This window comes from Chitinophaga polysaccharea (assembly GCF_007829335.1).
GTDB lineage: Bacteria > Bacteroidota > Bacteroidia > Chitinophagales > Chitinophagaceae > Chitinophaga > Chitinophaga polysaccharea_B.
In genome coordinates this window covers 1,034,743-1,057,035 of record NZ_VIWO01000001.1, presented here as the reverse complement: position 1 = coordinate 1,057,035, position 22,293 = coordinate 1,034,743, and the positions used below count along the sequence as shown (strand labels likewise).

The 22,293-nt window shown below is 45.0% G+C and carries 21 protein-coding genes; 7 read left to right on the top strand and 14 right to left on the bottom strand.

Going from position 1 to position 22,293, the window contains the following annotated elements; genetic code table 11:
- Positions 1 to 166 precede the first annotated feature (166 nt).
- Positions 167 to 904 carry a DNA repair protein RecO gene (recO, locus tag FHW36_RS04510; protein WP_145662873.1) on the top strand — a complete coding sequence of 246 codons (738 nt, stop codon included), beginning with the start codon at positions 167 to 169 and terminating at the stop codon, positions 902 to 904.
- Here the strand turns inward: recO and FHW36_RS04505 are convergent.
- The 4 genes from FHW36_RS04505 to rsfS form a co-directional block, all read right to left on the bottom strand.
- The gene (locus tag FHW36_RS04505) at positions 869 to 1,687 is read right to left on the bottom strand and encodes a UDP-2,3-diacylglucosamine diphosphatase (RefSeq protein ID WP_186452298.1); all 819 of its coding nucleotides are present in this window, start codon (positions 1,685 to 1,687) and stop codon (positions 869 to 871) included. The genes recO and FHW36_RS04505 overlap by 36 nt on opposite strands.
- 106 nt (positions 1,688 to 1,793) lie before the next feature.
- Entirely contained in the window at positions 1,794 to 2,429 is a 636-nt protein-coding gene (locus FHW36_RS04500; RefSeq protein WP_145662870.1) for a LutC/YkgG family protein, read from the bottom strand.
- 8 nt (positions 2,430 to 2,437) lie between these two features.
- A complete protein-coding gene (gene ftsH / locus FHW36_RS04495) occupies positions 2,438 to 4,468 on the bottom strand; it encodes an ATP-dependent zinc metalloprotease FtsH (RefSeq protein ID WP_145662866.1) in 2,031 nt (676 codons plus the stop codon).
- A gap of 76 nt (positions 4,469 to 4,544) precedes the next feature.
- Positions 4,545 to 4,949 (bottom strand): ribosome silencing factor, encoded by a 405-nt coding sequence (gene rsfS / locus FHW36_RS04490; RefSeq protein ID WP_145662863.1) that lies wholly within the window; start codon positions 4,947 to 4,949, stop codon positions 4,545 to 4,547.
- 115 nt (positions 4,950 to 5,064) lie between these two features.
- Between rsfS and FHW36_RS04485 the strand changes: the two genes are divergently transcribed.
- The 3 genes from FHW36_RS04485 (at position 5,065) to FHW36_RS04475 (ending at position 8,710) form a co-directional block, all read left to right on the top strand.
- Positions 5,065 to 5,853, top strand: a complete 789-nt coding sequence (locus FHW36_RS04485; RefSeq protein WP_246121069.1) for a biotin--[acetyl-CoA-carboxylase] ligase — start codon at positions 5,065 to 5,067, stop codon at positions 5,851 to 5,853.
- Positions 5,854 to 6,686: 833 nt separating this feature from the next.
- Positions 6,687 to 7,625, top strand: coding sequence for an AraC family transcriptional regulator (locus tag FHW36_RS04480; RefSeq protein WP_145662860.1), 939 nt, complete (start codon positions 6,687 to 6,689; stop codon positions 7,623 to 7,625).
- A 92-nt stretch (positions 7,626 to 7,717) separates the two neighbouring features.
- The gene (locus FHW36_RS04475; RefSeq protein ID WP_145662857.1) at positions 7,718 to 8,710 is read left to right on the top strand and encodes an aldo/keto reductase; all 993 of its coding nucleotides are present in this window, start codon (positions 7,718 to 7,720) and stop codon (positions 8,708 to 8,710) included.
- Positions 8,711 to 8,838: 128 nt separating this feature from the next.
- Here FHW36_RS04475 and FHW36_RS04470 read toward each other — a convergent pair whose 3' ends face one another.
- The 4 genes from FHW36_RS04470 to FHW36_RS04455 form a co-directional block, all read right to left on the bottom strand.
- Entirely contained in the window at positions 8,839 to 9,177 is a 339-nt protein-coding gene (locus FHW36_RS04470; protein ID WP_145662853.1) for a translation initiation factor, read from the bottom strand.
- Between the two features lie 20 nt (positions 9,178 to 9,197).
- Entirely contained in the window at positions 9,198 to 10,079 is an 882-nt protein-coding gene (locus tag FHW36_RS04465; RefSeq protein ID WP_145662850.1) for a diacylglycerol/lipid kinase family protein, read from the bottom strand.
- 10 nt (positions 10,080 to 10,089) lie between these two features.
- The gene (gene nadC / locus FHW36_RS04460) at positions 10,090 to 10,941 is read right to left on the bottom strand and encodes a carboxylating nicotinate-nucleotide diphosphorylase (protein ID WP_145662847.1); all 852 of its coding nucleotides are present in this window, start codon (positions 10,939 to 10,941) and stop codon (positions 10,090 to 10,092) included.
- 126 nt (positions 10,942 to 11,067) lie between these two features.
- Positions 11,068 to 11,481 (bottom strand): DUF4783 domain-containing protein, encoded by a 414-nt coding sequence (locus tag FHW36_RS04455; protein WP_145662843.1) that lies wholly within the window; start codon positions 11,479 to 11,481, stop codon positions 11,068 to 11,070.
- Positions 11,482 to 11,772: 291 nt separating this feature from the next.
- On the opposite strand from FHW36_RS04455, the gene gpmI reads away from it, so the two are divergent.
- The 3 genes from gpmI to uvrC all read left to right on the top strand — a co-directional run bounded on the left by gpmI (position 11,773) and on the right by uvrC (position 15,983).
- Positions 11,773 to 13,296: a 2,3-bisphosphoglycerate-independent phosphoglycerate mutase gene (gpmI, locus tag FHW36_RS04450; RefSeq protein ID WP_145662840.1), complete on the top strand. Its 1,524-nt coding sequence runs from the start codon at positions 11,773 to 11,775 to the stop codon at positions 13,294 to 13,296.
- 288 nt (positions 13,297 to 13,584) lie between these two features.
- On the top strand, positions 13,585 to 14,169 hold the full coding sequence (locus FHW36_RS04445; protein WP_145662838.1) for a hypothetical protein: 585 nt from the start codon (positions 13,585 to 13,587) through the stop codon (positions 14,167 to 14,169).
- A 2-nt stretch (positions 14,170 to 14,171) separates the two neighbouring features.
- On the top strand, positions 14,172 to 15,983 hold the full coding sequence (uvrC, locus tag FHW36_RS04440; RefSeq protein ID WP_145662834.1) for an excinuclease ABC subunit UvrC: 1,812 nt from the start codon (positions 14,172 to 14,174) through the stop codon (positions 15,981 to 15,983).
- On the opposite strand, the gene FHW36_RS04435 is transcribed toward uvrC, so the two are convergent.
- The 6 genes from FHW36_RS04435 to porK all read right to left on the bottom strand — a co-directional run bounded on the left by FHW36_RS04435 (position 15,980) and on the right by porK (position 22,136).
- Positions 15,980 to 16,576 (bottom strand): DinB family protein, encoded by a 597-nt coding sequence (locus FHW36_RS04435; RefSeq protein WP_145662831.1) that lies wholly within the window; start codon positions 16,574 to 16,576, stop codon positions 15,980 to 15,982. The genes uvrC and FHW36_RS04435 overlap by 4 nt on opposite strands.
- A gap of 65 nt (positions 16,577 to 16,641) precedes the next feature.
- Entirely contained in the window at positions 16,642 to 17,217 is a 576-nt protein-coding gene (locus FHW36_RS04430) for a Crp/Fnr family transcriptional regulator (protein ID WP_145662829.1), read from the bottom strand.
- 96 nt (positions 17,218 to 17,313) lie between these two features.
- Positions 17,314 to 18,345 carry a type IX secretion system ring subunit PorN/GldN gene (porN, locus tag FHW36_RS04425; protein ID WP_145662826.1) on the bottom strand — a complete coding sequence of 344 codons (1,032 nt, stop codon included), beginning with the start codon at positions 18,343 to 18,345 and terminating at the stop codon, positions 17,314 to 17,316.
- A gap of 20 nt (positions 18,346 to 18,365) precedes the next feature.
- Positions 18,366 to 19,904, bottom strand: a complete 1,539-nt coding sequence (gene porM, locus FHW36_RS04420; protein ID WP_145662822.1) for a type IX secretion system motor protein PorM/GldM — start codon at positions 19,902 to 19,904, stop codon at positions 18,366 to 18,368.
- A gap of 55 nt (positions 19,905 to 19,959) precedes the next feature.
- A complete protein-coding gene (gene porL / locus FHW36_RS04415) occupies positions 19,960 to 20,700 on the bottom strand; it encodes a type IX secretion system motor protein PorL/GldL (protein ID WP_246121068.1) in 741 nt (246 codons plus the stop codon).
- Between the two features lie 152 nt (positions 20,701 to 20,852).
- Positions 20,853 to 22,136, bottom strand: a complete 1,284-nt coding sequence (gene porK / locus FHW36_RS04410) for a T9SS ring complex lipoprotein PorK/GldK (protein ID WP_246121067.1) — start codon at positions 22,134 to 22,136, stop codon at positions 20,853 to 20,855.
- Between the last annotated feature and the right edge of the window lie 157 nt (positions 22,137 to 22,293).

Here is a 22,293-nt window from a genome sequence, read left to right as displayed (position 1 = left end):
TAGCTATTGGCTGTTAACCAACAGCGATGAGCTGCCCGGTTTTAGCTACCAGCCGGCGGGTTTTCACTTTTAGCTGTTAGCATCTCATTTTGGGGTCCCGGCCCACCTGCCGCAGCAGGTATCTCCTGTTTATAGTAACTTGCAACCTTTATAAATTGCTGAAAAATTGCTTCACAAAACACGCGGCATCGTATTACGCACGGTAAAATATGGCGATACCAGCCTGATCGTGACCATGTTCACGGAACTTTTTGGCGTGCAATCCTATATGGTTAACGGAGCACGTTCTTCCAAGCCTAAGGCAGCCAAGGGAAACCTGCTCCAGCTGGGCAATATCCTGGAATTAGTAGTGTATCACCATGAAAGCCGCAACCTTCAGCGCATTTCAGAATTTAAGCTGGGATACATTTTTACTACGGTACACCTGAATGTAGTGAAGAATACGGTGGCCTTGTATATGATTGAGTTACTCCAGAAATGCCTGAAACAGCCCGAGCAAAACCTGGAACTCTATTACTTTACGGAAAACATACTACAACTGCTGGATGTAGCCCCCATGCCGGTAGTAGCCAACCTTCCGCTCTACTTTACCCTGAAAACAGGGGAGCACCTCGGATTCCGGCTCAATGGCCGCTTTTCAGAGTACACGCCCTATGTAGATTTACAGGAAGGTCATTTTACCGACCTGCCGCCACATCATCCTAACCACCTCGATCCACAAAACAGTGAACTAACAGATCAGTTGGTACAGTGTAAAGAAATACAGCACCTGGCGGCTATTGCCATGAATAAAGAAAGAAGAAGAAAGTTGTTATATGCTTACCTGGATTTCTTCCGGTTGCATTTAGCGGATTTTACAGAGCTCCACTCACCGCCTATCCTGCACGAAATTCTCGACGCCTGACCGGGCGGCCCTTTCACCTGCCTCTGTAAAAAATTTGAGTTCTACATCGTTGCCATCGAAAACAGCATAAGAGAAGTAATTCAGCCAGTCGCCCAGGTTGATGTAACGACTGCCTTCCTGTAACGGAATGTCCAACGGCAAGTGCCGGTGACCAAATATGAAATAATCGAAGTGTTCTTTTTGCAATATTTCCTTGCTGTAAATAGCCAGCCATTCATTTTCTGCGCCCAGGAAATGTTCCAACTCCTGTCCGGCTGCAGCACGGCTCTTACGGCTGAAGTAATTGGCCAGGGAGATCCCCACCCATGGATGGATAGCAGAAAATAACCAGCGGCAAACGGGGTTCCTGAAAACCTTCTTGAGCATTTTATATCCATGATCTCCAGGGCCCAGGCCATCGCCATGACCTATATAAAATTTTTTGGCGCCTATGGTATAGGTTTGTGGTTCATAATATACAGGGATATTCAGTTCATCTTCAAAATATCCGTTCATCCACATATCATGGTTACCGATAAATACAGAGATGCCAATACCTTTATCGCTCAATGTTGCCAACCGGCCTAATATGCGGGTATACCCTTTCGGGATCACATGTTTATATTCAAACCAGAAGTCGAAAATATCACCTACCAGGAAAATATGCGCTGCATCTGCCTCCACCTGGTCGAGCCATTGTAACAACAGCTTTTCCCGTTCCCGGCTGGCAGCGGCATTAGGAACTCCCAGATGAAAATCAGAGGCAAAATATACTTTCTTTCGGGCTGGTAAATGAATGTCCATTCTTAAAATTATGAAGCTTTTAGTATTTAGCGTTATTCTCCGGTGAGAAAACGAAAATCGCTCGTTTCACCAAAGTATAATGGCTAAATACTAAAAGCTGTTTTATCTACTCGTCTACTAAAAATACGTATACTTCTTTGGGGCCGTGAATACCGACCACCAATGTTTTTTCGATGTCGGCCGTACGGCTTGGACCTGTGGCAAAGGAAATGGCCGACGGGAGGTCGTTGCCATATTTATCTCTCAGTTTACTGAGTGCATCTTTCAGGTCAAAAACCAGTTGGTGTGTATAGGCGATCATGATATGCACCGGCGCATATACCGGTAAAGCCCTTCCGCTGGGTTGGGCCGCACTCAATACCACCGTGCCTGTACGGGCTACCAGGTATTCACAGTCCGTGATAGCAGCATCCGCTTCATGCATAGAGCCCTGGTTCAGTACCGGCAGTTCTTCGGGCCGAATCGTTTTCAACAGAGCAGGTGTTTGACAGTATACGTTGTGCCACTCTTTATTTTCACAAAGCGCACGCAAACTGTCCATCATTTCACCTTTACTGGTACAGTAAACAAACTTCCCCTGCAAGCGGCTAAATTCCTCCGCAAACTTTAATTCCAGGCTCTCATTCTCAGTTCTGAAAACAGAAGAGTTGCCCTCCGAATTTGGGAAGGGCAACTGTACTGACTGACTTAACGCATTCCGTACTCTCTTCAGAATATTTTCCTTAGCAGGAGAAATCTTCATATCGCTATTTACGCATTAGCTGGTGATGGAGAAGGGTTGATGATATCTGACGGATGAACGCCATCAGTAGTCATACCTTCTTTACTCATTGGATGTTCCCGGTGTACGTCGTATGGACGTTTACCGATCAGTCTTTCCAGGTCGGCCTGATACAACACTTCTTTCTTCAACAGCTCTTCTGCCAGTATCTTTACCTGGTCCATTTTTTCGGTCAACAGGTCTTTTGTTCTGACATAAGCGGCAGCAATCAGTTTTCTTACTTCATCATCAATCATCTTGGATGTTTCTTCAGAGTAAGGCTTAGTGAATGACTGGTCGCTGTTGGGATCATAGAAAGATACATTACCCACTTTATCGTTCATACCATAAACAGTTACCATTGCATAGGCCATACGGGTAATTACCTGCAGGTCGTTTTGTGCACCGGTGGAAATTTTACCAAATACCAGCTCTTCTACCGCGCGGCCACCGAGGGTCATGCAGATATCATCGAGCAGTTGTTCGGTATTGTACAGGTATTGTTCTTTCGGGAGATATTGCGCATAACCAAGTGCTGCTACGCCACGGGGAACGATGGTTACTTTCACCAATGGGTTAGCATGTTCCAGGTGCCAGCCACAGATGGCGTGACCTGCTTCGTGGTAAGCGATGACTTCTTTTTCTTCCGGAGAAATGATCTTATTCTTTTTTTCCAAACCACCGATTACACGGTCAATGGCATCATTGAAGTCATCCATTTCCACCTGCATTTTACCCTTACGGGCCGCGATCAGGGCAGCTTCGTTACATACGTTGGCGATATCTGCTCCGGCAAAGCCAGGGGTCATTGAAGCCAGTTTCTTCACATCCAGGTTAGGGGAAGTTTTGATGGGCTTCAGGTGTACCTCAAAAATGGTTTCTCTTCCGGCCAGGTCTGGTTTATCGATAGAAATCTGACGGTCGAAACGGCCTGGGCGTAACAATGCACTATCCAGTACATCGGGGCGGTTGGTAGCAGCCAGGATAATGATACCACTGTCTGTTCCGAAACCATCCATTTCTACCAGCAACTGGTTCAGGGTATTTTCCCGCTCATCGTTGCTCATCATCACGTTCTTACCCCTGGCGCGGCCAATCGCATCAATTTCATCGATGAAAATGATACAAGGCGCTTTCTCACGGGCTTGTTTAAACAGGTCGCGTACACGGCTGGCGCCCACCCCTACAAACAGCTCCACAAAGTCGGAACCGGACATAGAGAAGAAAGGAACCTGCGCTTCTCCTGCCATCGCCTTCGCCAGCAGTGTTTTACCAGTTCCCGGAGGGCCTACCAGTAACGCACCTTTAGGAATTTTACCTCCCAGAGAGGTATATTTTTTAGGATTCTTCAGGAAATCCACGATTTCCATTACTTCTACCTTAGCTTCGTCCAAACCGGCTACGTCGTTGAAAGTGATATTCACACGGGTGCCTTTATCGAACAGGGTAGCTTTGGATTTACCGATATTGAAGATACCACCCGGGCCGCCGCTGCCACCGGCAGGACCGCCCATTTTACGCATCAGCAATATCCATAAGCCAATGATCAGGATAATTGGCAACAACAGCTGGAATATTGGTTCAAACCAGCTTTGGCGCTCATCGTAAGATATCTTTACCTGGTTTTCTACCGGGATACCTTCCTGGGCTTTGTCAATATCTTTCTTAAAACTCTCTTCACTGCCTATCGTAAAACGGAAATGCGGACCGGGGTTATCACCACCAAATCTGCTCTTGTTAACGCCGTTAAACTTGGCTTCTTTTAAAGAGTCTGGTTTTATGTAGACTTCTACATATTTCTTGTTTACAACCACCAGCTTATCTACATCTCCGGGTTTCAGATAATTTACCTGAAACTCCTGGAAGGAGATTTCTTTGGTGGGGGACTTGAAATCGCCAAAAATGTTCATTGCGAGCAGGGCTACACCAATAAAGGCATATACCCAGTATATATTGAACTTCGGTCCTTTCTTAGGTGATTTCTCTGAACCCTTGTTGAAGTTATTGCCTCCTTTTTCCATAATCTTACGCTCCTTTACGGATATTTATTGCAATCAGAATAATATGAATAATTAAATTCTAAAACAACTGTTATACTCAGTTTTCTACGTGGTCCATTCTATCGGCATCGCTCCACATTTCTTCCAGATTATAGAATCTCCTGTTTTCAGGTTGGAATATATGAACAACAACATTCACATAATCCACCAAAACCCAGTTTTGTGAACTAAATCCTTCGTGTTTATACGGTTCCTCAGATGTCTGCAACTCCACCTGCTCTGACACATAATCAGCAATAGCTTTCACCTGGGTGCCGGAATTGGCTTCACATATGATAAAGAAATCGGCCACAGCTTCAGGAATCTGGCGTAGATCCAGGGATACGATATTTTCCCCCTTCTTATCCTGTATGGCCTTGATGATGGTGGTAAAAATTTCACTTTCTCTGGTCAGGCGTGACTGCGCCTTCTTTCTCGTGCTCAGAACGGTTAAGGGTGCCAATAAATCTCGTTTTTGTTAAAAATAATCTTTAATTGTCAAAGTTACTAAACAAGCAGTAATATAACATGTTTAATATCGCCTCCGGGCCTCCTGAAAATGTTAATTAAATAATAAAATGAATTACTTTTCGGGCCAGATATACAGACTAAAAAAGATTCATGTGATAGGACACCCGTTCAAGGTATTAACAGAAGTTGACAGCACCAATAACTATGCCATGGAGCAGGTAAATTCCGGGCAGGTGACATCCGGTACAGCCTGGTTTACAAGCAACCAAACCGCCGGAAAAGGAACCCGCGGTAAACAATGGCTGGCCCAACCCGGCGATATCAGTGCCCTCAGTATTGCCCTCCAACCAGCGATGCTACCCCTTTCCAGGCAATTTATGCTAAGCGTTACCGTAGCCCTCGCTACCTGCGATTTCTTTGCCAGCTATGCCGGCGATGAAACGATCATTAAGTGGCCAAATGATATTTATTGGCGTGACAGAAAGGCAGGCGGCATCCTAATTGAGAATGTATTAAGAGGAAATGTCTGGCAATATGCCATTATTGGCATAGGACTTAATATCAATCAGGCAGCCTTTTCACCTGATCTTCCTAACGCTGTTTCCCTCCGGCAAATTACCGGCAAAGTCCGGGAAGCGGCCGACCTGGCCCGCGAACTCTGTACCTTTCTCGATAAAAGGATCCAACAGCTAGTCCCGGCGAACTACGAAGCCCTACTCCAGGAGTATACCACCCGGCTTTTCCGGTGGCAACAGCCGGCCCTCTACCGTAAGGACGGTCAAATCTTTGAGGGCATTATCCGGGATGTGCTCCCAGATGGGCATCTGTGCCTGGAACAAGAAGGCCAAATTCTGCAATTGGGATTCGGAGAAATAGAATTCATACTTAACCGCTGACAGCCAGCTTATTTCATACCATCCTGGAAGCTCTCCTGTTTCTTTACCAACCGCTGTTGTATCAGCGCCGGCAACTCAGGCGATAAACCGGATAACAGGTAAGCACGAATATCAAAGGCATATCCGCAGCAAAGGGTATCCTGAAGGGCGCCGAATACATAATCGCCGCCAAAGGCTACCGCGTCCAGGTCAGTATATCGAAAGAGCTAGGCTGATACAATAAATTGACCCGCGACAGACCAGAACAATACCATTTTCCAACCATCCGATCACTATTGAGTTAAGCACCATAAAAGAGGGTACTGATAAATATCCCGATGAAAGATGCCTGGCCAGGTCCAGGTGCAGGAATTCACCTCTTCGCAAATCATAATATGGCTGTAATACCAGGGATTGAAAACACCATTTTCACTATTACAATTAATAACAGCAGCAACAGGGAGGTACTATGTGGAGGCATAGTGATAGAACTAATAGGTGTTGCCATAATAATGAATATGTCACAAAAAAGCTGGTGATCTATTAAATAAAAAACGGAAATACGAATGTATTTCCGTCTATGGATTTTAGAGTTTCTTGTTCGGTGGCATATGTGGCAGACCGCTCTACATAGCAATCATCAGGGCTTGATGATAACAAGATTTTGGTTGATAAAGGCGTTAACAAATTGTGAAATTTTTTCTACTTAATCAAAAATGAAATTGCAACAACGTTTCAATTTATAAAATCACCCTTATCCAGTACGCTTTTGGGCGCACAAAGACTACTAAAAACTTAACATTGCTGTTATCAGCCTGCAAAGAAATTCATTCGAAATTGCCTAAATTTGGAATATGTCTACCAATAAAAATGCTTCCATTGGATTGAAAACAATCAACGACTTCAACGACGACCTCCTCCTGTACACCCGAAAAGAAATGATCCCCAAAGCTCCGTTACGCGGAAGTTTTGCGGTGCAGGAAAGGGCGGACCACAACTGCGTGGATGAAGTAACTGCCAGCCGGCGGGATTATTACAAGATCAGTTTCATCAGTAAAGGCAGTGGTATTTTTACGATGGGAGAAAAGCGCTATGAAATAGATGGGCCTACTTTAATTTTTATTAATCCATTTGAATTAAAAACATGGCATGCCACTTCTGAAGAGCAAGAGGGTTACTTCTGCCTGTTTACCGACCTATTGTTTGAAGCGCAAACCAATCATCAGGAAAACCTGTTGACGCACCCATTGTTACAAATGGGGGCCCAGGCAGTATATAACCTAACCGATGAACAGTGCAGTTATATCCAATCTATTTTCCGGCAATTATTGAGAGAGTATAATGAGAATGCAGCTTTTAAACATGAAGCGATTCTTATTTACCTCAAACTGCTCCTGTTAGAGGGAAAACGGTTATCGACCCAGTTTACCTCCCCACAGCGCCAGTTTACGGCAGCGCAGGCATTGGCGCATCGCTTTACCGACAGGCTGGAAAAACAATTCCCAATTGAGTATACACATAGTCAGCTCGGTCTTAAAACAGCCAAGGAGTTTGCCCAGGTATTAAATACACATCCCAATCATTTAAATGCCTGTGTAAAACAAGCCACTGGCCGTACCGTGAGCGAACATATCCGTCAGCGTATGTTGCTGGAAGCCCGCTTACTGCTTATCCATACCGATTGGCAAATTTCTGAAATAGCCTGGTGCCTTGGGTTTGAGGATCCCGGCAACTTTACTCACTTCTTTAAAAATCATAGTGGTGTTTCACCACATGTGTACCGGGCACAATAACACTCTTTGACATTAACAATTAATACTTTGTTCCCTACAATTGCTGCTCCTGTATTGATATCTACTTTTGTACCACTCTAAAACAAAACAATATGCAGTACAGAAAATTAGGAAAGACGGGCGAATCAATATCTGCGATAGGACTGGGTTGCATGGGTATGTCATATGCGTACGGCAGCAGCCAGGATTTCAATGAACAGGAATCATTAGCCACATTGGAACTGGCGCTGGAATCAGGCATTAATTTCTGGGACACCGCGGATATGTACGGCCAGGGAGCGAATGAGATTTTATTATCAAAAATATTAGCGACCAGGAGAGATAAAGTTTTCCTCGCTACTAAATTCGGATTCAGGTTTAAAGAAGATAATACCAATTACTTTGATGGCTCTCCACAATATATTAAACAGGCTTGCGAAGCCAGTTTAAAACGATTGAACGTTGATGTAATTGACCTCTATTATACTCATCGCATAGATGATACCGTACCGGTAGAAGATACGGTGGGTGCTATGGCTGAACTGGTAAAAGAAGGAAAGGTACGCTACCTCGGTTTATCTGAAGCAGGCGTAGATTCTATCCGCAGGGCACAGGCGGTACATCCGATTGCTGCATTGCAAACAGAATACTCCCTGTTTACACGTGATATAGAAGATGAAATTCTAGCCACTACCCGTGAGTTGGGCATTGGCCTGGTGGCCTACAGCCCATTGGGCAGAGGGCTTTCCACCGGTGCTATCAACAGCCAGGCATCCCTGAGCAAAGAAGATTTTCGCATTAACTTGCCACGTTTCCGGGAAGGTAACCTTGAACAGAATTTACGTATGGTGAATGCGCTGGAAGCATTTGCGAAAGAGAAAGGGATTACAGCTGCCCAGCTGTCACTCGCATGGTTGTTGGCACAGGGAGACGATATCATTCCAATTCCAGGTACTAAACGCAGGAAATATTTACTGGAAAATGCAACCGCAGCAGACATTAATTTATCAGCAGCAGATCTGGCAGCCATTGAGCAGATACTGCAACAGCACGCCGTGTTCGGACTCCGTTATACTGAAGGAGGGATGAAGCTCGTAAACAGATAGGAGCTGAAGGCAAAAAGCATAAAGCATAAAGCAAAAAGCTATTTAGGCAAAATGATCATTGCGAATATTTAAATACACTGATCATTTTGCCTAAATAGCTTTTTGCTTTATGCTTTATGCTTTTTGCCTTACTTCGTCTTCTTATAACCCCAGTCCTGGAGCCATTTTACAACTTTCTCTTTATAGTCGCCCTGGATAAGGACTTCACCATCCTTTACACTACCGCCGGTACCACATTTGGTTTTTAATTCCTTTCCCAGTTTTTCGAGATCTTCCTCTTTCCCAACAAACCCGGTAATCAGGGTCACTACTTTTCCTGCACGTTGTTTTTTGTCGAGAGTTACTCTTAGCACCTGGTTGGCGGGCGCCGGTGTTTCTGTTACTTCCTCTTGCTCCGGCTCGAATGAAAAGTTTGGATCAGTGGAATATACAATCCCATTACCTGATGTATTTTTCTTTTTCGACATCTCTTTAAAATATTTAAAGGTTACTCGTTTACAATTAAGTTGATGGCTTTAGGTTGTATACGGATACGCACCATGCCTTTTTCTGAAAGCGGTACTGCATCACCATCTACCTGCAGGTATTCCAGCTGATGGCTGCGTATGGTAATATCCTTACCTGTAAAGTGTTGCAGGTAGCGGGTTTTATCGATATTTCCCAGGAGAGAAAAAACGCTGACCGGCACCAGGCTCAGTACACCTACCGGGGGCATTACGCATAAGTCGAGCTGCCCGTCAAATACGCTGGCCTTGGGCGCCAGTTTAAATTCGTAACCAAACTGGTTACCATTGGCCACCGTCAACAAAAATGCTTTTGTTTGAATCGTTTTGCCATCAATATCGATATCATATTCCGCCGGATCATAGCTGCTAAAACTTCTCAGTACCAGCTTAGCATAGCCCGACAATCCGCGTTTGGTATTATGCCTGAATTGTTCGGCAATCAGCGCATCAAAGCCTACGCCAGCATTGCTGAGAAAAAGATGTTCATTGGCATATCCCACGTCGATAGGCCGTTGTTTATTTTTAACGATCAACTGCAGGGCTTTATTGATATCCAATGGAATCTTCAACGCCCGGGCCAGCCCGTTGCCGCTGCCCAGGGGCAGGATGGCCATCGCGGTATTACTCCCTACCAGGCCTTGCGCTATCTCATTAATAGAGCCATCGCCGCCCACTGCTACCACCGTATCAACCCCGTTTTGCACGGCTTCTCTTGCCAGGTCGGCACCATGGCCCAGGTAAGCGAGCCAGGCGATGTTTACTTCAAACTGGCTTTCGGGCAAATATTGCCTGATAGCTCCTTCCAACCGTTTTTCCCGGTCGGTTCCAGCCTTGCGGTTAATGATAAATAGTATCTTCTTCAAAAAAACCGTTTTATAGAATAATTGCTTTGAGGCTCAGATCCAGGCTCACCGCATGATGTATGATGGCGCCCACGGAGATATAATCCACGCCTGTTTTTGCGTAAGTTTCCAGGGTATCCAGGGTGATGCCGCCGGATGCTTCTGTTTCAAACCGGCCATTGATCAGTTCCAGTGCTTTAACAATATCTGCCGGAGTAAAGTTGTCGAGCATAATCCGGTCGATTTGCCCTACTGCCAGCACCTCTTTTACATCATCGAGGTTACGTGTTTCCACTTCAATTTTCAGGGGTAGCTGCCGCTCTTTGAGATAGGCCACTGTTTTGGTAACCGCAGCAGTGATGCCACCGGAAAAGTCGATATGATTATCCTTCAGCATTACCATATCGTACAACCCGATACGGTGATTAACGCCACCGCCTATACGAACAGCTTCTTTTTCCAGCATGCGGAAATTGGGGGTTGTTTTCCGGGTATCGAGTATCCGGGTATGATATCCTTTCAGCTTTTCCACGTACTGGCGGGTAAGGGTAGCGATCCCGCTCATGCGTTGCATACAATTTAGCACCAGTCTTTCCGCCATCAATAAGGTATGCACGGCTGCGGTTACTTCAAAGGCTGTTTCGCCTGCTTTCATAGCATCGCCGTCTTGCTTATGTGGTGTGAACACGGTATACATATCCAACCACCTGAAAATTGCCTCGGCAACTTCCATACCTGCCAGTATACCATCTTCCTTTATTTTCAATACCGCCTTTCCTTTGGCAGTAGGCGAAATAGAAGCCAGGGTAGAATGGTCGCCGCTTCCTATGTCTTCTGCCAGTGCGCTCCTGATAAACGCATTCAGCGCTGATTCTTCTAACATAATTGTTGGTATTATTGAATATTCACACCTGGAGTGTCCTCCCTCCGGTGCGAAAGATAGGTCAAAAATAAAAAGTGCCCCGCAATTAATTGCGGAGCACCGGGTTTTTTCAATAATTTATATCGGCTATTTATTCTCAAATCTTAATTCGTTTAGTACCATAGAGCCCCCTTTCTTTTGCAGGAAAAAGGAAACCCTGAATGTACCGTTGTTTGTTACCATATTAGCAATGCCGAACCGGGAGTTATCGCCTCCCTGATGCACTAATTCAAACGATTTAACCGGATTCTTATTAAAGAAATCCTTTAAGATAATTTCAGCTTGTGCTTTACTATAGGAATTAGGCTTACCTGCTATATTAATCTCAACGTTATTATCGAGGTAACGGGATAAGCCATTTATATCACCTTGTTTAAGTGCTGCCACTACATCTTCAAACGGACCAGCCGCCACTATTTCAATTGGCCGGGCCGACAATGTGAACGTCGTAAAAACACCTCCCAACAACAGAATCCCCAGCACCATCAATAGCTTCTTCATTGTCAGTTATTTTATTAAAAATGTGATTATTCTAACTCAAATTAAAAGCGAAAACTATGCCAAAGAGCCTGCAAATCAATAAAATCACATTATAGTGGTAGCGCTTAATGCCTAAGTAATAATGATTTAATAACATGTTTTAATTTTTGCATATATCAATTTTTGCATTCATATGAACTGCCGGGTTTGAAAATTAATTTTTTGATAAGCGTTATTTTTGCAAAAAATTTAAACCCATTATAAGTACTTTCACCCTCTTGAGTGAATTATTAAACTATAACCAGATAGGATATGGAAAAGAAAAGAGCCATTCTCGTAATTATGGACGGATGGGGCGAAGGTAAAGTACCTTCTGCCGATGCTATTGCACACGCGAAAACACCTTTTGTAAGCAGCTTATATAAACAATATCCACATAGCCACCTCATTACCTGCGGAGAAGCGGTAGGACTTCCTGATGGACAGATGGGCAACTCCGAAGTGGGTCACCTGAACATCGGCGCCGGCCGTATTGTATACCAGGAATTACAGCGTATCAATGTAGCCATCAGAGATGGAGAACTGGCCGCCAACCCTGTGTTGCAGGAAACCATGGCACATGCCAAAGACAATAACAAAGCCCTTCACCTGATTGGCCTGGTAAGCGATGGCGGTGTACACTCCCATATAGAACACCTGAAAGCACTTACTACCATCGCCCAATCTAAGGGACTGGAAAAAGTATACATCCATGCCTTCACCGATGGCCGCGACACTGATCCTAAAAGCGGATTAGGTTTCCTGGAAAACCTGTCGGCCCACCTGGAAAAAACTACCGGTAAAATTGCTTCTGTTACTGGCCGCTATTACGCGATGGACCGCGACAAACGCTGGGAACGCGTGCAACTGGCATACAATGCGCTGGTAAACGGCACCGGCACCGCTACACAGGACGTGCTCACCGCGGTAAAAGCCTCTTATGCCGAAGGCGTAACCGACGAGTTTATCAAGCCGATCATCGTAACTGATGCGCAACAGCAGGCCATTGCCACTATCCAGGAGGGAGATGCGGTACTGTGCTTCAACTTCCGGACAGACCGTTGCCGCGAAATCACACAAGTACTCACCCAGGAAGCATTCCCGGATTTCGGTATGAAACCGCTGAATCTCTTCTATACTACCATGACGGAGTACGACCGCACCTATAAAAATGTGCATGTCATCTTCGAAAATGACAATCTTAACATGACGCTGGGTGAAGTACTGGCCAAAGACGGTTGTACACAAATCCGCATCGCTGAAACAGAAAAATACCCGCACGTATCTTTCTTCTTCTCTGGTGGCCGCGAAGCAGAATTCGAAGGCGAACGCAGGATGATGGCAGCTTCTCCCAAAGTAGCCACCTACGACCTGAAACCTGAAATGAGCGCCAACGAACTGGCCGACCTGATTGTACCGGAACTGGAAAAGAAATCTGCCGACTTTATTGTACTCAACTTTGCTAATGCGGATATGGTGGGACATACCGGCGTATTTGAAGCCGTTATCAAAGCAGTAGAAACCGTAGATCATTGCGTAGAAAGAGTGGTTACCGCGGCGCTGGCCAGCGATTATACCGTGTTCCTGACCGCCGATCATGGTAACGCCGACTTTATGATCAACCCGGATGGAAGCCCTAATACCGCCCACTCCCTGAACCTGGTACCGTTTTTTATCATCAATAAAGACTTCAGAGGTACCGTAAAAGATGGCAAACTGGGCGACATTGCTCCTACCATCCTGCATTTCATGGGATTATCTGTTCCTAAAGAAATGACCGGTAACCTGCTGGTATAAATATATTTTTCCCAATTTTAAAAGAGGGAGAGAAGGGTCATTAAAAGACCTTGCTCTCCCTCTCTCTTTTATCCTCTGGATTAAAATCTGATAAAAATCCATCTTTATTTACCACCACCTGTAACATTTAGTTCATCGCCCTCGTTTAACAAGCGTTACCCTGGAAAATTTCAGCTCAATTAGCTGATTTACATATTTTTAGTGCTCTCGACAGATTTGCTCATGCATCGATGCGCCGTTTTCACGGCGCATTTTTTATGACCCACATTTAAGTATTAATTTTGCACCATGAAAAAATACAGGCAAGTAACAGTGTTATTTACCATCGTTGGCTTAATGGCCTGTAACCTGGCGAATAAACAATCCAAGAACCCGTCACAAGATAAATTTGCATCATTCCCTGCATATTTTAACCAGCAGTATGATCAATTAAGGAAAGGAGATTTTACCCTCTTTAAAACGGTGACCCTCAATGGCCAAAAAGATACTGCTACCATATCCGGCCGGGACAGTGCCGCCGTACACGATTTGCTGAAGCCATTTATGGAAATTGATCTGAATAAACCTTCCCTGCGGGAAGAATATGATACTTCCAGCTTATACGATCCATTCTCCGGCAGAAAATCAGTAATCTATAAATCGAGAGGAAACCAGAACAACCCTTCCGAAATCACCATGGAATTGGACAGGCAGGGAAATATTCAACAGATAAGCATCCATTCTTATACCAGCAACCTGGTATATGAATTCCGGCAGGACCTTTTTTACCAGCAAAACAGGCAAGTTCGGATGACTACTTATCAGAAAATTGCTTTTCTTTCCCCGAAAGAGCTGGAGGTAAATGTAACCATTGCACCTAAAACAGGTATGTAAACATGACAGCAGCGGAGTTTCAGAAAATATCGCATACAATTCCCGGCAACGCCGGTATTTATAAATACTATGATGAGGCTGGCACCTTGCTTTATGTAGGGAAAGCCAAAAGTTTACGTAAAAGGGTGAGTTCTTATTTTGTAAAGAACCACGACAATTACAAAACCCGTAAACTGGTAGAGCATATCCACCACATCGAATTCACCATTGTAGACTCTGAGCAGGATGCCTTCCTGCTGGAAAATTCACTCATCAAACAATTCAGGCCCAAGTACAATATCAATTTAAAGGACGATAAAACCTATCCTTACATTGTTATTAAACACGAGTCTTTTCCCCGGGTATTTTTCACCCGCAATGTTATTAAAGATGGCTCAGATTACCTGGGCCCCTTTACCTCTGTGGGCCGGGTACGTGAAATACTGGACGTCATCAAATACAACATCCCGTTACGGACCTGTAACCTGAATTTGTCGGAAGAAAATATCAGGAAAGGCAAGTTTAAAGTATGCCTGGAATACCATCTCGGCAACTGTAAAGGCCCCTGTGAAGGGCTGCAAACGCAGGAAGACTACCGTGAAGGGCTGCAACAGGTGAAGAACGTATTAAAAGGAAACCTTACCCCGGTGGTAAACCTGTTCAAAGAACAGATGATGGACCACGTGGCCAGGATGGAGTTTGAGAAGGCAGAAATCATGCGCAAGAAAATAGAGAGCCTGGAAACCTACTCTGCCAAATCCACCATTGTAAATACCCGTATGGGCAACGTGGATGTGTTTTCTATTCTCAGTGAAGGTAACCACGCTTATGTTAATTACCTCCGCATCCTGAACGGTACCATTGCCGACACTAAAACCGTTACCCTGGAGAAGCAACTGGAAGAAAGTGACGAAGAGGTGCTGGCCTACGCCATCGCCTATCTCCGGGAAGTATTTAAAAGCATTAATACAGAAATCGTAGTACCGTTTCCGTTAGAATACCCCGAAAGTAATATTACCATCACCATTCCCAAGGGGGGCGACAAAAAGAAATTGCTGGAGCTGTCTGAGAAGAACGTCAATTATTTCAAAGACGAACTATACCGCAAAAAGATCCTGCACCTGGAAGGTAAGTCAGATATGGAGAGAAAACAGGTATTATACCAGCTACAGGCCGATCTTGAATTACCAGTGCTTCCGGAACATATTGAGTGTTTCGATAACTCCAACTTCCAGGGTAGCTATCCTGTAGCCGCCTGTGTGGTATTTAAGGATGGCGTGGCTTCCAAGAAGGATTACCGGCATTTTAATATCAAAACGGTGGAAGGTATCAACGACTTTGCATCGATGAAAGAAATTGTTTTCCGGAGATATAACCGCTTACTGGCAGAAGGGCAGCCACTTCCTCAACTGGTGATTATCGATGGCGGTAAAGGTCAGCTTGGCTCTGCTATGGAAAGTATTCGTGAGCTGAACCTGATTGGTAGCATGACCGTTGTGGGACTGGCCAAAAACGAAGAAGAAATATTTTTCCCGGGCGATTCTCAAAGTATTAAGCTGCCCTATAACAGCGAAAGCCTGAAACTGATACGCCGGGTACGTGATGAGGTGCACCGCTTTGGTATCACTTTTCACCGGCAAAAGCGCAGTAAGGGCACTTTCAAAAATGAATTGGAAAGCATTAAGGGCATCGGGGAGAACACCGCTACCCAACTATTGAAAACCTTCCGGTCGGTGGCTAAAGTAAAACTGTTACCTGAAGAAGATCTGGCTAAAGAAGTAGGGGCAGCCAAAGCAAAACTTATCTGGAATCATTTCCATCACCCTAACGGCTAAGCATTTTGGGCCACTAATTGCGGGCCAACGGCCATGGCCATTTCCGCCTGTAATATATGCCGCTGGATATGCGCAACCAGGAATCCGAAAGTATCGCCCACTGATAGTTTAATAAAGCGCGACAGGGAAGTGGGCACTTTATATTGCCGGATATTTATCTTCTCCGCCCGTTGCAGTAAGGATTCGGTAAGTTCCTGCTGTTGTACAAATTCCTGTATAACAGCTGCTACATCCGGTTGTATAGATGGGAGATGGCCTTTAGGCGATTTCATACGGGAGCGGAGCTGTCCATCTTCCTTCGGTTGCATCAGGCGGGTAAACCTGGCGCCTAACCAGCTACTGCGAAATAGCCGTTCTGGCCGGCTATGTTGCTTTTCGGCGGTAGCAATCACCTGTTCCAGTTGCGGGAGATAATACCGGCCATAGGTGTTCAGGTGCTCGAGGCACTGTACAGCGCTCCACTTGCCAGGCATAGGAGACTGTTGTAAAAGGGCAGCTGTTTTTCCACCAAAGTAATTTTCCACTTTATATTGTGTAGCTACAGTTTGTTTACGCAGGCCTTGTAATAATTCGATGCTGTTGATAGCAGGCATGGCAGTAATATTTATCTCAAAAGTAGTATGGCCGGGGTTAGAAAATCTTGGTGCAGATCAACATTTTATAATTTCACGGTACTTAGCAATTTGCTGAAAGTAGCAGGATCTATACCCAGGTAGGAGGCCAGGTATTTATGTGGAATCAGCTGTAACACATGTGGACTGCGGGTAAGCAGCTTCCTGAATTTCTGTTCGGCAGTAAAAGAGAGGAGCTCTTTGTGTCTTTCCAGGAGACCGGATAGCGCGGCTACCGTTCCGAGTCGCACCCATCTTTCAATGGTAGGATATTGTAGGGTAAGCCGGTCAAAATCGGCATAACTCATCCGGAGCATATCGCTGGCTGTGAGGGCTTCCAGGTAGGCAGAGGTAGGTTGTTGCAGCTGAAACGAATCCATGATACCGGAAAACGATCCGGTGTAGGTAAAAAGGAGAGTAGCTTCCTTATCGCCTTCCAGGCAGAAAAGCCGCTGTACACCGGCATTTACAAAATAGAGATATTTTTCCACTTCACCGGCTACGGTAATAACTTCCTTACGCTTAAACTGTACCGGGTGCCAGCAAGCTGCCAGCGCTTCCCATTCATGGTCGGGAAGAGGCATCATACTATTGGCGAGCTTACGGAGTAATTCGAGCGACATACGGAAAGATAGGGAAAAGCGGGCAAAGCAGGAAGTAATAAAAGCAAATGACCTAAGCAGGTGCTTAGGTCATTTGCTTTTATTGTTTTAATAGGTTTAATACTGCCAGAGGTCCTGCTCTTTATTAAAGATACGGTCTTTGATGGCCTGGCCTTCGAGAAGGCGCATTACACCGTCTTTAATATAATCCTTGATCTCGCGGTTGTAGGTATTATTTTCCTTCACGATGTAGCTACCGAAGAAGCGCATTTCGAAAAGATCTTCCCAGCTGATAGTAGCGGCGTCGTTGTTCTGGTTGTACACATCATGTTTAGCCAGTATACCGCGGCAGTCGGGATAATATACCCAGAATAAGGGGATGGAGGCGCGTATGCTACCATCTTCATTAATACGGGATACCATTGGAGCAATACCCAGTATGCGAACTTTCAGCGCCGAAGCTTCTTTGTCGAATACCCAAACTTCTTTGATTTTGTACTGTTTGATAGTACGGGGATCAAAGTCATCGCGGGTAGTCACCATTTTTTCTTCGCCGGTTACCGGATCTATACTGCGTACTGTTCTTTCTTCACCGCTGAGTTTATTCTGGATCTCAGAGTAGGGCATTACGGTAGTAAAACGGTCGTCGATAGGGCTGAAAGCTTCTACCTCTTTATTCTTGATGGCTTCGAGCAGAATATTAATAAACAGTTGGTTTACACCAGACTCGTCTTCCACGTTGTATTGGAAGGGGAGGTTTATTTTTTCCCTGATATCGATTACCTGCCATACACGTTTTTCCCAGAAACGATCATCCTCGCGGATGTAGTCGTAGGCAATCGGTGTACGTTCTCTGGCCAGGTTTCTTTCCACTACGCCATCAACGCGCAGTGATTTGCGTGGGGTATCTACCACGGGGGCGGTGATACCGTCCGGGCGTTGAGAAGCAGGGGCAGCGGGAGCAGGGGGAGGTGTCACGGCATTCCCGGTAGCCGGGTTTACCACGGATGCATCGGGTGTAGTAGCAGTGCCCGTAGTAGCGGTTCTGCGGCGGGTTGTACCACCGCGGCGTTGCGCATCAGCAGCTGTTGCCAGCATCACCAGCAAAAGAGTGCACCAACCAATTCTGTTAAATATTACTGCTCGCATAATTCAGTAATTAATGACCGTTAGTTTAATTTAAATATTGTGCTCGGCATAGAACGAACAACGTTGTCCGGGCCTTTCACTTTCACGTTTTCAAAATATACTTCATCACCTGGGCGTAGTGCACGGATAGAAGCCGTTACGCTGCCCGGGAAGTAAGCAGAAGTAGCATCACCTTCCTGGTATTCTTTACCTTTGGCAGAGATACCTACGCGGTAACCAACTACTTCATATTTTACGCCTTCAAATTCGAAATCTTCCAGGTCGGCACGCAAACCACCCTGTACTTTAAAGTCGGCTGCTTTCATGGAACCACCTTTGTTAACACCAACTTTCAGTACCGGATCAGGAACACGTTTTACACGGAATTCTTTCTGACCGAGTGATTTGGTTTTACCATCGATGTTAGCCACTACATTAATTACCGCCTTACCTGGCTGGCTTACCGTTACGATATATTCGCCTGAACCGCGTTTAGTCATATTACCACCGGTAATAGAGGCAGATACCTGTTCGGCAGGTACACCAGCAGCAGAGATGGAGATAGGGTTCTGCAGGCCGATATACAGCACGTTCATTTTATCTGCGGAAATAGAAGTAGAAGAAGCTCCTACGTTATAAGTTTCTGTAAAGGGATAGGATTCAGGAGCGCCACCAGTTGGGCTAGGTAAGGTAATGGTACCGGAGATGGTTTTTTCGCCAATGCCGGCAGCAACTGCTGTAAAAGTTCCTAAACCATCTTTTGCTTCAACAGACTGGCCGTTTACAACGATAGTAGGATTTACCGTAGTGCTGTAGGCACCTACTGCGATGTTGGCAGTTAAGGTTTGACCTTCCATCAGGTTTTTGGAATTCAGGGAGATGAATGGTCTTACTTTATCAAACTTGAAAGTATTCGCATCGATCTGGCGATACAGGTCATCGATGATGGCAGACTCAGAGTTTTTGATATCATTCTGGAATTTACCCAGGATGGTAACAGCTGCGATGGTAGGCACCATGTTGAAGTGGTAGGTAGTCCATGATTTGGTACCACCACCATGTTCATCTGTTGATTTACCTACTTCAATTCTCAGTGGTAAAGTTTTATTGAACTGGTCTCTTTTTTTAGGATCTACGAAAGAGAGTAATTTTTCACGGAGTTCTTTCAGCTTAGCTTCCAGTTCCGGACCTTTCTTCATATTCTCCATCACCCTGGTAGGAGCATCCAGGCCAGCTTTATCCTTGATTTCGCCATGTTCGTCCAGGCCACCACTTTCATCGATGATGGTTTTCTTTAAAGACTCTACATAGTCATACATGCTGGCAGATAAACTTTTTACTTGTTGCGCTTTGATTCTGAAGGGAGCTGTTTTTTCGGCGTTGTCCTTCATTTGAGCATCAAATTGCTGGTAAATGAGATTATTTTTATCTGCCAGGGATTTATTAGAGGTATTGATTGAATTATTTACGATACTAAAAGCATTCAATATTTCAGCAGAGACGTTCAACGCGAGCATGGCCGTCAAGACCAGGTACATGATGTTGATCATCTTCTGTCTGGGATCTCTAGGTAGTGCCATAGTTTGTTTTCAGATTTAATTGATATGTGTTAATTCAGAAACTATTAGCTGTACCTTATCTTCCTCCGTGCATAGCGCTCAGCATATTACCGTAAATAGAGTTTAGGTTACTGAGGTTTTTAGCGAGCAGGGAAATTTGTTCCTGTGTTTTCTTAGCATCTTCAATACTACCACTCATAGCAGTAGAAGCATTCTGCAGGTTGCTGTAGAATGAATTCATTGCCTTCAGGTGGTTGTTGGTGTCTTGCAGTTCCAGTTCGTAGATAGCATTAAGAGAAGCCAGGTTTTTGGTCATACCCTGCATCTGTACATGGAATTCTTTTGTTGATTCAGAAGCACTGTTGAAAGAAGATACAGCAGCAGCGGCAGTAGTGTAAGCGTTGGCTACATTACCGATAGCGCTGGCGGCTTCTCTTGTTTTTTGTGTGTAATCGCCGGTAGCAGCTACTACATCACTGATGTCTCTCATTTTGTCAACGGTAGTTCCCAGTTTCTGGAAATTTTCGCTCAGGCGTTGCAGGTTAGCAGGCGTGATGTCAGCTTCCTGGAGCATTTTGTCCAGACCAGCTACTGCCGGGCTGCCAGCCACTGCTACAACTTGCCCTTCTGCGTGAGAAGCACCGGAATCGGGTACAAAGGCGTATACGAAGAAGATAAGCGCCTCAGTGCTCAGACCTAAGATCAAAGCGATGTCGGCACCCCGCCAGTGTTGCAGTTTAAATAACGCTCCGATAATTACCACGGAAGCCGCAATACATACGAAAAAGTTCAGCCATTTAGCTTTGTTAGGATTCATAGCCATAGGTTAAAATTTACTGGTTAAAGTGTTAATAGTTAAAGTCTGTATGGAATAGTTAATTCTCACTGATTTGCTGATAATAGTGTACATAATACAAAAGGTTTCTTTAGCAGTTATAAATACAGGCTATTATTCAAAATGATTCTACGCTATCTGTGTTTGGCTCTTCTGCTCAGGGCAATGGTACATCTGAAACCAACGTATGATTTAGCACTGTCCTGGTATTCATATGTCCGGGTTCCTGTCTGAAGGAAATATCCTACGTCTTTCCATGATCCGCCTCTGATAGCTTTACGCTTCATTTTTAATGGCGCGTCATCTGGTACATCCATTCTCAAATACGGGTTCATATCGGAAGTAAAAGAGTAGGCATTTTCATAGAAGATATCCGCGGTCCATTCAGCTACGTTACCAGCCATGTTATACAATCCGTAATCGTTAGGCCAGTAAGCGTCTGCGCGAACGGTGTAAAATCCACCATCTTCCGGATAGTTACCGCGACCAGGTTTGAAGTTGGCCAGTAAACATCCTTTCTTATTGCGGATATAGTAACCACCCCAGGGGTAAGGTGTTTGTTCTCTACCGCCACGGGCAGCATATTCCCACTGAGCTTCGGATGGCAACTGGAATTTATCTTCCGTAAACAGCTTTTTGCCGGCGCGGTAGTCTTCCCAGAATTTACTTCTCCACTCGCAGAAAGCTGTGGCCTGGTGCCAGTTTACACCTACTACCGGGTAATTGTCAAATGCCGGATGCCAGAAGTACATACGGGTCATTGGCTCATTGTAGGCATAAGAGAAATCCCTGATCCAGCAAAGGGTGTCGGGATAGATGGGTACATCTTTTTTAACGATAAAGGTAGAACGTGGTTTACCCGCATTTTCCCTCAACTTGGCTTTGTCCCAGTTGAAAGTTTCCTGGTGATAGATCAGTTTACCTACGTCGATATCCTTACGGCCGTATAAGCGGTCTGCTTCAGAATAAATCATCGCATCCAGCTTTTCAGTGGTTCCTTTGTCTCTCCAGTTAATCTTCTGTTTCCAATCGATGATGTCATGTCCATCATCAGATTTTACGTGTCCTAACAGGATGTGAGCAATAGAGTCCTGCACCCACTGCACAAACTGGCGGTACTCGTTGTTGGTAATTTCCGTGGCATCCATATAGAAACCAGAAATGGAAATTGACTTATTACGCGCAGTGTATGCATAGTTTACATCCTCATCACTGGGACCCATGTGGAACGTTCCGGCTGGTACGTATACCATCCCATAAGGTACAGGGGGAGTGTACTTCGGTCTTGGGCTTACGCCAATCAATTGACCTTGCGCATTTTTAGGGGTTTTACTACCGCCACAGCTGGCCAGCAGGGAAACCAGCAAAACCGCCAACAGACCTTTTACATAGTTAAGCTTCATAAGGGTAGCTTTCATCAGAATATGTTTTTTCTATTAACCAGCCTGGTGCGATTTGCCTGTATACAAGGGAACACATTTCTCATATTTCACCCGCTTTTGTTTATATGAAAGATAGCAAATGTAATAATTAATTTTAATCCGTAGTGACTTTTTATCCAACTTTTTCAATTCC